Genomic DNA, 10,938 nt, shown 5'->3' on the forward strand with positions numbered 1-10,938 from the left:
CATGAACGCTTCCCTGCCGTCCGAACCGGGCATCCGCGTCAGCCTCGCCGAGCTGATCGAGATGCGTCACCGCGTACGTGAAGTGCAGCTGTTTTCCACGCCGAGTCAGCGCAGCCCGCTGATCGGCCTGCATCACTCGAAATTCCGTGGCCGCGGCGTCGACTTCGATCAAGTGCGGGTCTATCAGGCCGGCGACGACGTGCGCACCATCGACTGGCGCGTGACGGCGCGCACGCAAGAGCCGCACACCAAGCTGTTCCATGAAGAACGCGAACGGCCGATTTTCATCATGGTCGAGCAAAGCACGCGGCTGTTTTTCGGTTCCGGGCTGATGTTCAAATCGGTGCTCGCGGCGCAAGTTGCGGCGTTGATCGGCTGGGCCGCGCTCGGCCACAACGATCGCGTTGGCGGGCTGGTGTTCGGCGACAACGAGCACTACGAAATCAAGCCACGGCGCAGCAAACAGAGCCTGCTGCAATTGCTCAATCGTCTGGTCAAGGTCAATCAGTCGCTGCACAGCGAGCGTGAACCGGATCGCGATGCGTTCGGCGTGGCCTTGCGCCGCGCCCGTGAAGTGCTGCGCCCGGGCAGTCTGGTGATCGTCATCTGCGATGAGCGCGCGCTGTCCGACAGCGCCGAACAGCAACTGAGCCTCCTGTCGCGCCATTGCGATCTGCTGATGTTGCCGCTGTCCGATCCCCTTGATCACGCCCTGCCCGCCGCCGGCCTTCTACGGTTCGCCGAACGTGGCGCACAGCTTGAACTCGACACCCTCAACTTCGACCTGCGCCAGACCTATCGCGCCCAGGCCGAAGCGCGCATCGCTCGCTGGGAACTGCTCGCGCAAAAGCTACGGGTGCTGCTGATGCCGCTAAGCACGCAAAGCGAAATGGTCGAGCAGATGCGCGAATTCCTCAATCCGCAGCGACCGGGGAAAGGTCGATGAGCGGCCTCGAACAACTGCAACCACTGATCTCGCCGCCACCGATCGCCTTCTGGCCGCCGGCGCCGGGTTGGTGGCTGCTGCTTCTGTTGCTGCCGCTGCTCGGTTATGCCGCGTGGCGTCTGCGCCGTTTCTTTCCGATGAAAAAGCGCCCGATCGTGCGCGCCGAACAGCCGCTCGACCCCGTGCGCATCGCCGCCCTCGCCGAACTGGCGCAAATGCCCAAACCCTACGACGGCGCTCCGGCTGGCGCGTGGCTGCAGCAACTCAACGGCCTGCTCAAACGCCTGTGCCGCAACCACTATCCCTACAGCCAGAGCCATACCCTCAACGGGCGCAAATGGCTGGCGTTCCTCGACAACCGCTGCCCGGCGGCGGGCCTGACGCGCTGGATGGTGCTGGTCGAAGGCGCGTACAAACCAGAATGCAAACTCGACGACAAAGCCATCGCCGGCCTGACCCAGGCTGTCGACACGTGGATTCGCAAACATGTTTGAGTTCGCCTGGCCGTGGATCTTCGTGCTGGTGCCGCTGCCGTGGCTGATGCGCCTCGTATTGCCAGTGGCCGACAGCGGCGAACCGGCACTGAAAGTCAGTTTCTTGTCCGACCTCGAAGGCCTTGCCCGCCGTCGCGCTCGCGCCAATCTCCCCGCATGGCGCCAACAAGCACCGTTCATGCTGTTGTGGCTGTTGCTGCTGACCGCCGCCGCGCGCCCGCAATGGCTCGGCGAACCACTGCCGATTGCTGCCAGTGGGCGTGATCTGCTGGTGGCGGTGGATGTGTCCGGCTCGATGGATTTCCCCGATATGCAGTGGCAGGACGAAGAGGTCAGTCGCCTGACGCTGGTGCAGCATCTGCTCGGTGATTTCCTTGAAAGCCGCGATGGCGACCGTGTCGGCCTGATCCTGTTCGGCAGTCAGGCTTATCTGCAAGCGCCGCTGACCTTTGATCGCCACACCGTGCGCGTCTGGCTCGACGAAGCGCGCATCGGCATTGCCGGCAAAAACACCGCCATCGGCGATGCCATCGGTCTGGCGCTGAAACGCCTGCGCATGCGCCCGGCGCAAAGTCGCGTGCTGATTCTGGTCACTGACGGCGCGAACAACGGCGGCGAAATCGATCCGCTGACGGCGGCAAAACTGGCCGCTAGCGAAGGCGTGAAGATTTACCCGATCGGCATCGGCGCCAATCCGGAGGACAGCGGTTCAACCGGCCTGCTCGGCGTCAATCCGAGCCTGGACCTCGACGAACCGGCGCTCAAAGCCATCGCCGAAGTCACCGGCGGCCAGTATTTCCGCGCCCACGACGGCAAGGAACTGCAAGCGATCAAGGACACCCTCGATCAACTCGAGCCGGTCACCCAGCAACCGACCCAGGCCCGCCCGGCGCAAGCCTTGTATCACTGGCCTCTGGCGCTGGCGTTATGGCTGAGCCTGTTGCTGGTCGCCCGGGAATTGTGGCCGGACAACCCGCTGCAACGCCTGTTCAGCAAGGAGCTGTATCTGCAAAGTCCGCTGCCTGACTGGCGCGAGCGCCTCAAGCGCCTGCGTCTGCGGAGGCGCCGATGATCGCGCTCTGGCCGCACTGGTTCCGTCCGTGGTGGTTGTTGTTGCTGCCGCTGCTGGGCTGGCTGATCTGGCAACTCTGGCACCGACAGAAACGTGCCGGGCGCTGGCAGATGATCTTGCCGCCAGCGTTTCATGCCACCCTGCTCAGCGGCGGCAATGGTCGCGACAGCAAACTGCCGTGGGTCGCCCTCGGCGTGGCGTGGTTGCTGACGGTCCTGGCGCTGCTCGGGCCGAGCTGGGAACGCGTCGAACAGACCAGCCAGAAACCCGCCGATCCGTTGGTGGTGGTGCTGGAACTGACCCCGGAAATGCTCGCCACCGACTCGCCGCCAACGCGACTGGAACAGGCGCGGCGCAAGCTCTTCGACCTGTTGCAGGCGCGCAGCGATGCGCAGACCGCGATCATCGTCTACGCCGGTAGCGCGCACACGCTGGTGCCGCTGTCGGATGACCTGGCGACCAGTCGCAATTTGCTCGATGCGCTCAAGCCTTCGCTGATGCCGGAAAGCGGCCACCGTGCCGATCTCGCCGTGAGTAAAGCGCTGGCGCTGCTGAAACAGGGTGCGCTCGGTCAGGGGCGGATTCTGCTGATCGGCTCATCGCTCGATGAAGAAGAACGCCAAGGCATTCGCCGCGCACTCAGCGGACAATCGGCGCAGTTGTTGATGCTCGGCGTCGGCACCGCCGAAGGTGCGCCAATCGCTCAAGAGGACGGCAGTTTCCTCAAGGACGAACAAGGCGCGATTCGCGTGCCACAACTCGACAGTCCGGGCCTGAGCGCTTTCCTCAACAGCGTCGGTGGCGAATACCACCCTGCGCGCCTCGACGAAGCGGATCTTGGCGCGCTCGGCCTGCTCAACGGTCCACGCAGCCTGCGCGATGATGGCCAGACCGTGCGCCTCGATACCTGGGCCGATCAGGGTTACTGGCTGCTGTTGCCGCTGTTGTTACTCGCTGCGTGTGCCGGGCGTCGTGGCTGGTTGTTCTGCCTGCCGTTGCTGCTGTGCTTGCCACAGCCGAGCTACGCTTTTGATTTTGAGGACTTGTGGCTGCGCCCCGATCAACAGGGCCTGCACTTGCTCAAACAGAAGCGTCCGGCCGAAGCCGCGCAGCATTTTGACGATCACCAATGGCAAGGGGTGGCGTTGTACGAGGCCGGCGACTACAGTGGCGCCGCTCAGCGTTTCGCCGAAGGCAGCGATGCCCGCGCCCACTACAATCGTGGCAACGCTTTAGCGAAAAGCGGTGAGCTGGAAGCGGCAATCGACGCCTATGAACAGGCACTGGAACTGCAACCGGATTTGCGCCCGGCGCAGACCAACAAGGCGCTGGTGGAAAACCTGCTCAAACAGAAAAACACGCCGCCGCCCGCCGAACCGGACAACAAATCGACCGAACAGAGCCTGCCCGGCGACGAACCACCGCCTGCAACCGCACCACCACCGGCGGTAAAAAGTGAAACCCACAGCGAAGCGCAACCGAGCGAATCGGCCAGCGAACCGCCACCGACCACGCCGCCGCAGCCAGGCCCCAACGAAGTGCCGGGCAGCGACGAGGAAGAACAGACGGACACCGTGCCGACGCTGCGCCCGAGTGAAGATAACCTCGAAGGCGAGCAACGCCAGGCACTGGAACAATGGCTGGGCAAGATCCCGGATGATCCGGGCGAATTGCTGCGACGCAAATTCTGGTACGAACAGCAACAACATCAGGATCAGGAAAACACTCGATGACCCGCTTCACCGCTCTCTTGCTGCCCCTGCTGCTCTGCACGGCCACCGCCCAGGCGGCCGAGCTGACCGCCAGTGTGGATCGCAGTCGCCTGAACTCCGGCGAGACGGTCGAACTCACCCTCGAAACCAACGACGTCACCCAGTTCGGCAAACCCGACCTGACTGCGCTGGAAGCGTTGTTCGAAGTGCGCGGCACGCGGCAGGTCAACCAGCTCAACACCCTCAATGGTGACAACCCCGCGACCACGCGCTGGATCATCACCCTGCTGCCCAAAGAGAACGGCAGCGTGGTGATCCCGCCGCTGCAATTGGGCGACGCGCAGAGCCAGCCGATCACCGTACAAGTGGTCGAAAGCGACACCCGCGAGAATAAGAACAGCCTTGATCCGGTGTTCATCGAGGCCAGCCTCGATCAGTCCAGCGTGTATGTGCAGGCACAGGCAATTCTGACCCTGCGTATCTACCATTCGGTGTCGCTTTACGACGACAGCAGCCTGACGCCGCTGCAAATCGCCGATGCGCGCATCGAGCAACTCGGCGACACGCGCACCTACGAAAAAGACCTCAACGGTGTGCGCCACGGCGTGATCGAGATGCGCTATGCGATCTACCCGCAGCACAGCGGTTTGCTGACCATTGCGCCGCAAACGTTCAGCGCGACGCTGGTCGACACGCAGCCGTCTCAGGACGCGAATGCGCAGGGCCCCAAGCCGGGCAAACTGATGCGCGTCAGTTCGTCCGAAATCCCCCTGACGGTCAAACCCAAACCGCTGACCTATCCCGTCGACGCGCCTTGGCTGCCCGCGCGCAGCCTGAGCCTGAGCGAAAGCTGGAACCCGGAGCCGGAGCACACCCAGGTCGGTGATTCCCTGACACGCAGCCTGACGTTGAAAGTCGAAGGCCTCGCCAGCTCGCAACTGCCAGCGCTGCCCGCCACCGACGTCAACGGCCTGCGCCGCTACCCCGATCAACCGGTGCTGAGTAACCAGAGCACCGACCGCGGTATTGTCGGCAGCCGCGAAGAACGCGAAGCGCTGGTACCAAGTCGCAGCGGCGCCATCGACTTGCCGACGGTGGACGTGGTCTGGTGGAACACCTTCGAAGACCATCTGGAACACAGCAGCCTGCCCGCGCGCACCCTGCAAGTGGCCAACAATCCGAGCCTGCAAGTCGACACCCCGGCCGGCAATCTGCAACTGAGCGCCGTCGATAACGATGTGTTGTGGTGGTGGAAACTCAGCACGCTTATCCTCGCCTGCACCACCCTCCTCGGCTTCGGCCTGTGGTGGCGCGCACGCTGGCAACCAGCAGTGCATCGCGCCGCCCAAACCGGCCCGAGCCCGCGCACGTTGATGGATGACATCAAGCGGGCGAGCCAGGCGAATGATCCGCAGGCGACGCGGCAGGCGCTGGATGCGTGGGCGCGGCAGCAGCCGGAGACATTGGCGGACATGGCGGCGCGGTTTGTGCCGTTGTCGGATGCGCTGGATGGGCTTAATGGTGCGCTGTACAGCGAGACGGGGCAGCATTGGCAGGGTGAGGATTTGTGGCGGGCGATCCGGACTATTCCGGCGGCGGAACGGGTGCAGGACCCGGTGGGTGACAGCGGGTTGCCGCCGCTTTATCCGAAGTAAAAGCAAAAGATCGCAGCCTTCGGCAACTCCTACAGAGGGTATGTGTAGGCGCTGCCGAAGGCTGCGATCTTTCGATTCTACTTTAGGGAAAAAAGGCTGAAAACAATCGGAATCAATAGTCGAATTTCGTTTTCACTTGTTCGCCTTCGCGATAGGAGAGAACAAATGCCTTCCAGGGTTCACCGCGAGCGACCGCACGCTCGTGTAATTTTTCTACAAGCGCATAGATTTTCGAATGGTTGAAATCAGTTTCAGCGTCCCAGATTTCTGAGCCATTTTTTTCAACGGCGAGGTCTGCCTCCATATAGTTCCCCCCCCATTCAACGCGGTATCGAAAGGCGTCATAACCGTGAACAATTCCGGCCTCAACCAGCTGAAAAATGGCTGTCACAAGTTCAAAATCTTCAGCAATCACTCTCTGACCTCCGGAAATTTATTGTTCCAATCATCCCCTCTTTTAAGTGTGCGCGGAAAAGCTCGACACAGTTGGCCTCGACATCCTGTCAACTTCAATCGCCCAATCCCAAGCAACTAATTCACTTCCTTTATATAGGAAGAAAACTGTCCACCACCTTGGTCCACGTGCAGCCGCCCGCACTGCTGGCATCGATAAACCGTAACAGCCCCTTGGTCTATCGCTTCGTAGAATTCGTCTTCAGACAGCCAGCGATTTGATAGCGCATAGCCAATTTCATCTATCTTCTGTTCAGCGACCAGAGACATTTCACACTCGGACGTCCCTTGAGACAGGTTAATGACGTGACCGCATACACAAGCAAATTTTGGCATGGCTACTGAAGTGTCCTTTTTCTGTTCAAGTTGCCTTATGGCGATTTTGGAGTCACACCCACGAAAGATCCCTCATGGACAGTCCACGTTTTTTTTAAAAGAGGTCTGTCCCGTTATCCTCCGCCTATTCAACCTATGCCCGTAGTCTGGACATGCTGGTCGGCGCCTACAACTACCTCGACCTCACGCCCAAGGGCAGAAATGAGGACGAGATCATGGAGTGGGTGCGGCATCATGATCGGTATGATAATGAGACAAAATCCTGCGGATGCCATGAACGATAAAAGATTCCACCACTTCATGGAGATAGCACTGAACCTGGGAGATTTACGTTGAGTAAATCTCCCAGGGCTTTACAGGAAAAAAACACTCAACCTTCTTCTGGCGCAATGTAGTTGAAATCAATTTTCAACTTCCCCAGCACGGTATCCAACGTGATAACACAGCTGTTCCAAACCGGTAGCCCGGATGTCATGTTTTGCGCTTTATAGAGATTCCTCAGCGCTATCAGGTTTTCATGAATACCAACATCGACCTCTGGGCTGCCTGGGCTGAACCAATCTTTCTCTCCATTCTCATCAATATAGTCAAACAACAACTTACAATGATCATCCTCGGGTGAAAGTTCAGCCTCAACGATAACCGCACTCGCTGTATCAGGAGCAGTGTTAATCAGAATTTGGCCGATCTGGCGATAAATTTCGTCTTCACTCATCCTACCCCCCCGTTTACACCCCAGCCAGCGGCCTCTTAATCCGAAACTTTTTCGTAAACAAAACCTTTGGGGATTTCCGGCCAAATAGGTTTTTTTACCAGCGCATCGAGATCGTCATAAATATCGCGGAAAAAATTAGCCAGATCCATGAAGTCCACACGTGAATTCATCAGCGCAACTTTCAACATGACATCGTCTGCATTTTCCTTGGCGGATGCCGCTCTGGACATATTGTAGAGAGCGTTTCCCAACCTTTCGGAAAGTTCAACCTCCCAGTCCAGCTTGTAATCGGCCTCCAAACTATTGCCATCAAAGCTACCCGCCTTTTCTTTCATCAGCTCGATGATCAGCTGTTTCACCGACTCAAAATCATTCATCTCAATTTTCTCTCATAGTAAAACGGGGACAGACTACGTTTTCGGAGTACTTTCTAAAAGTGGTCTGTCCCCATCATTTACTCGTATGTCTCAAGAAATTGTCACTCGATTCAACGGTAAGAACTCTCTGTGCCGCTCTCCACTGATTCATTTTTCAACTATGGCAATTTCAGTATCACAACCTCATCGGAAGCTTTTGGCAGCTCTAAAGTATGCTTCCATTGTTTCAGGATCTTGCGCCACTCCTCCAACGTAAACCAGCTTTGCGGCTGACCAGTCCAGTCATCGTTGATCAGAATATCCACCTGTACTCCCTCGGAGCTCATATTCAGCAGAACATCGTTTCCCCCTTCAGTGACTGAGGTTTGCGCGCCCCGCTCTACTGTTGAAATAGCTGCCAGCAGACGATCACAATCCTCCGGAACTTGTGCGATGGCATCAAGAACACTGCATACATAAAGCTGGTAGCGTTGCGCGTCTTCCTGATCAGAATTCACTTCAACGATCGCGTGAAACAACTGTCCTTCGGGGTAGATACCGCCGGCGGTTTGATAAAATTTCAGTTCCATAAATGCCTTGGAATTTACGACTACTCCTCAGCGCGTGTGCTGAGGGTCAAAATTTTCTATGGCAGTTGGACTAACACAACCTCATCTGACCCCTGGGGCAACTCCAAAAGGTGTTTCCAGCCCTCAAGAATTTTTTGCCATTCCTGCAAGGTGAATTTGCTTTCTGGCTGACCGATCCAGTCGTCATTGATCGAAATGTCAACCTGCACACCCGCTGTATCAATATTCAAAACAACGTCGTTTCCACCCGCACAAATTGATCGCTCTGTGCCATCCAGTACAGCCGCCAGATACCCAAGCATTCGATCACAACTGGCCGGGGTTTGCGCAACGGCGCCCAGCACGCTGCAGACATAAAGCTCATAGCGTTGAGCCCCCTCCTGCCCCGAGCTCACTTGCGCCATTTCATAAAAGACCTCGCCCAAAACAGGGTGAGGACCGGCCGAGTGATAAAAAAACTTCAGCTCCATGAATGTGCCCGATATTTAGGATTCATAGACGGGAAAAACGTTGTGCCAGGATTCCATCAGGGTAAAACCGCACGACCCGTTAATTTGCGCTTTTTCCGTAATCAAACCCTTCAGGAATATCCGGCCAGACTGGTTTTACCAGCAGTGCATCGAGATCGTCAAAGATGTCCCTGAAAAAATTTGCGAGGTCCATGAAATTCATCCGGGAATGCACCAGCGCCGCCGTCAACATGACACCATCGCCACTCTCCCTCGCGGAGGCCATTTTAGACATACTGAAAAGAGCGCTCTCAAGCCTTTCCGCCAACTCGGACTCCCAATTCAGCTTGTAATCAGCCTCCCAACTGTCGGCATCAAAATCACCGGTTTTTTCTTTCACCAACTGGATGATCAGGTCTTTCACCGCCTCGAAATCATTCATCTCAATCTTCAACCTTATCTCCAGTACGACTCTGACTGTTACGTTTCGCGAAGCGACTGTTTAGTAGCTCTTCGGCGCTCAAGCATCGACTTCCATCTTCAAATTTTCTTTGAAACTGAGCACCTCCGACAGAGGGACGACCCACTCGGAAATCCTGTCGCCATCTTCGTTAACGACCTCTCGTGCACCGACGTAAGAATTAACATCATCCAGATTGAACCCGGAAACAACGTAGTCTAGAAAAACCACATTATTCTGAATGTGAACAGACTCTCCAACAAAGTATAAAACCCAGACCATCAGAAAATTTGCGGAGTCTGGATCAAGCATTGAAGTGACTAATACAGAATGCTGTCTCCTTTCGAGACCGAGACAAAGCGATGAGTACCAGCTACTCACGTATTCCTGCCTGCCCCAGAAGGAGATCGGAGCAAAGAAGTTTTCCTCTTCGTCACCCAGTCGTATCAATCCACGTAAGGCCTGGGTTCCAAAGTGCTCGAAAGGCTCTTTTTCCAGCAGGATTTCAAAACTCATTAGCTAATCCTTCACCCAGTTCAAATCTTTCAATCATGGCTACTCTTGAGTTATCAACCAGCACCCAATAGATATCTTCCCCTTGTTCAGGAACCCAATCCAGCACGAACGCAAGGTTGATAGCAGGAAAGCAAGACCTCAAAACCTCAAGCAAACCAGTATTCTTCTCACCGGAAAACAATGCGTCTTTTGCGCCCAACGACTCTTCCTTCCATTTCTCATCAACAGCAATTCCACCCCCCCCGGAAAGGCTGGAGAACCGGGGAATGACAACGTTTATTTAAACGTGGTCTATCCCATTCACCACCTATGGCTCTTCGGAAATGACGTCCAACTCGTCCCACAGCATTGAAAGCCCCATGCTTTGCATGTAAGTACCATAATCCATAAAAGGTCCAACGCCGATTTTCTCAATTGAAAACCAGATGGCGTCACACTCTGGGCATATAAATAACTCAGTCCCGGTAGCCCTGATACTGGCACCGACAATGTGGTCCTGCTCACACCTCGGGCAAAGTATCTTCACTGTCCGGATTCTCCGGGCGGAAAGCCTGCCGACCCACTATCAATAATTGCTTCACCTGATAAAACGTAATCACCGGACCGTAATTTTCGTCGGAGTTCGAGACCTCGACACTAAATGATTTGTCCAGGAATTTTTCCTTCAGCACCATGCGCCAGGCAAAACCAATGACCTCGCACAACTGCAGAAATATGCTGGCTGATACGCCATCCCCGTATTGACCAAAAACATCGTAGAGCTTCACATAATTCAACAGTCGCTCAGCCTCTGCCATGTCGTGAGAGGCCAGACTCAAGCAGCGCGCGAACGTTTCTACTGAAAAATTTCGCTCTAGAAAAACGCCCCCTTGAGACATGACGAACGTCGGGAAGAACAATGTCGAAAACACCAGCATCTGTTCCGGGTGGCATTGATCATTGATATACGAATGAATATCCAACCCTTCCTGCTTCGCCCACTGTTTCTTCCAGGCATCATATTTTTCAGTGTCGGTAACCGGGGAAATAGAGTTGATCAGTTGCACTGCATTTGCTCCATGCGGTCGAGGCAATGTCAATATGATGGCCAGATACTAGATAGCTGCTGTTTGGGCGTCAATGAAGGGATTCATCGACATGCCCTGCCGTACCCTGACCCGACAAGCCCTACTGGCGCAATAATC

Annotated in this window: 14 protein-coding genes and 1 pseudogene; 6 read left to right on the top strand and 9 right to left on the bottom strand. The window is 56.5% G+C overall.

Going from position 1 to position 10,938, the window contains the following annotated elements:
• Position 1: 1 nt before the first annotated feature.
• Genes ACOYXE_RS10270 through ACOYXE_RS10290 form a run of 5 tightly spaced genes read left to right on the top strand, consistent with a single transcriptional unit; the run spans position 2 to position 5,879 of the window.
• Entirely contained in the window at positions 2 to 946 is a 945-nt protein-coding gene (locus ACOYXE_RS10270; RefSeq protein WP_160057454.1) for a DUF58 domain-containing protein, read from the top strand.
• Positions 943 to 1,440 (top strand): DUF4381 domain-containing protein, encoded by a 498-nt coding sequence (locus ACOYXE_RS10275; RefSeq protein WP_160057453.1) that lies wholly within the window; start codon positions 943 to 945, stop codon positions 1,438 to 1,440. Before ACOYXE_RS10270 ends, ACOYXE_RS10275 begins: the two co-directional genes overlap by 4 nt.
• Entirely contained in the window at positions 1,433 to 2,512 is a 1,080-nt protein-coding gene (locus ACOYXE_RS10280) for a vWA domain-containing protein (protein ID WP_405124033.1), read from the top strand. Before ACOYXE_RS10275 ends, ACOYXE_RS10280 begins: the two co-directional genes overlap by 8 nt.
• A complete protein-coding gene (locus ACOYXE_RS10285) occupies positions 2,509 to 4,245 on the top strand; it encodes a vWA domain-containing protein (RefSeq protein WP_460929040.1) in 1,737 nt (578 codons plus the stop codon). Before ACOYXE_RS10280 ends, ACOYXE_RS10285 begins: the two co-directional genes overlap by 4 nt.
• Positions 4,242 to 5,879, top strand: a complete 1,638-nt coding sequence (locus ACOYXE_RS10290) for a BatD family protein (RefSeq protein ID WP_460929042.1) — start codon at positions 4,242 to 4,244, stop codon at positions 5,877 to 5,879. The genes ACOYXE_RS10285 and ACOYXE_RS10290 overlap by 4 nt, the downstream gene beginning before the upstream one ends.
• A gap of 112 nt (positions 5,880 to 5,991) precedes the next feature.
• On the opposite strand, the gene ACOYXE_RS10295 is transcribed toward ACOYXE_RS10290, so the two are convergent.
• Entirely contained in the window at positions 5,992 to 6,294 is a 303-nt protein-coding gene (locus tag ACOYXE_RS10295) for a hypothetical protein (protein WP_160057449.1), read from the bottom strand.
• Between the two features lie 499 nt (positions 6,295 to 6,793).
• On the opposite strand from ACOYXE_RS10295, the pseudogene ACOYXE_RS10300 reads away from it, so the two are divergent.
• A pseudogene (locus ACOYXE_RS10300) lies at positions 6,794 to 6,952 on the top strand (DUF899 family protein); the annotation flags it as partial.
• A gap of 86 nt (positions 6,953 to 7,038) precedes the next feature.
• On the opposite strand, the gene ACOYXE_RS10305 reads toward ACOYXE_RS10300, so the two are convergent.
• The 8 genes from ACOYXE_RS10305 to ACOYXE_RS10340 form a co-directional block, all read right to left on the bottom strand.
• The gene (locus ACOYXE_RS10305) at positions 7,039 to 7,383 is read right to left on the bottom strand and encodes an immunity protein YezG family protein (RefSeq protein ID WP_405124034.1); all 345 of its coding nucleotides are present in this window, start codon (positions 7,381 to 7,383) and stop codon (positions 7,039 to 7,041) included.
• 35 nt (positions 7,384 to 7,418) lie between these two features.
• Positions 7,419 to 7,760: a hypothetical protein gene (locus ACOYXE_RS10310; protein ID WP_095122880.1), complete on the bottom strand. Its 342-nt coding sequence runs from the start codon at positions 7,758 to 7,760 to the stop codon at positions 7,419 to 7,421.
• Between the two features lie 158 nt (positions 7,761 to 7,918).
• On the bottom strand, positions 7,919 to 8,329 hold the full coding sequence (locus tag ACOYXE_RS10315; RefSeq protein ID WP_405124035.1) for a hypothetical protein: 411 nt from the start codon (positions 8,327 to 8,329) through the stop codon (positions 7,919 to 7,921).
• A 56-nt stretch (positions 8,330 to 8,385) separates the two neighbouring features.
• A complete protein-coding gene (locus ACOYXE_RS10320; protein ID WP_095122884.1) occupies positions 8,386 to 8,799 on the bottom strand; it encodes a hypothetical protein in 414 nt (137 codons plus the stop codon).
• A 79-nt stretch (positions 8,800 to 8,878) separates the two neighbouring features.
• Positions 8,879 to 9,232: a hypothetical protein gene (locus tag ACOYXE_RS10325; RefSeq protein ID WP_174244444.1), complete on the bottom strand. Its 354-nt coding sequence runs from the start codon at positions 9,230 to 9,232 to the stop codon at positions 8,879 to 8,881.
• 66 nt (positions 9,233 to 9,298) lie between these two features.
• Positions 9,299 to 9,754, bottom strand: a complete 456-nt coding sequence (locus ACOYXE_RS10330) for a hypothetical protein (RefSeq protein WP_460929046.1) — start codon at positions 9,752 to 9,754, stop codon at positions 9,299 to 9,301.
• Positions 9,744 to 9,953 carry a hypothetical protein gene (locus ACOYXE_RS10335; protein WP_405124036.1) on the bottom strand — a complete coding sequence of 70 codons (210 nt, stop codon included), beginning with the start codon at positions 9,951 to 9,953 and terminating at the stop codon, positions 9,744 to 9,746. Before ACOYXE_RS10335 ends, ACOYXE_RS10330 begins: the two co-directional genes overlap by 11 nt.
• A 301-nt stretch (positions 9,954 to 10,254) precedes the next feature.
• Positions 10,255 to 10,800: a hypothetical protein gene (locus ACOYXE_RS10340; RefSeq protein ID WP_460929048.1), complete on the bottom strand. Its 546-nt coding sequence runs from the start codon at positions 10,798 to 10,800 to the stop codon at positions 10,255 to 10,257.
• Positions 10,801 to 10,938: the final 138 nt, after the last annotated feature.

This window comes from Pseudomonas sp. MC6, from assembly GCF_054790575.1.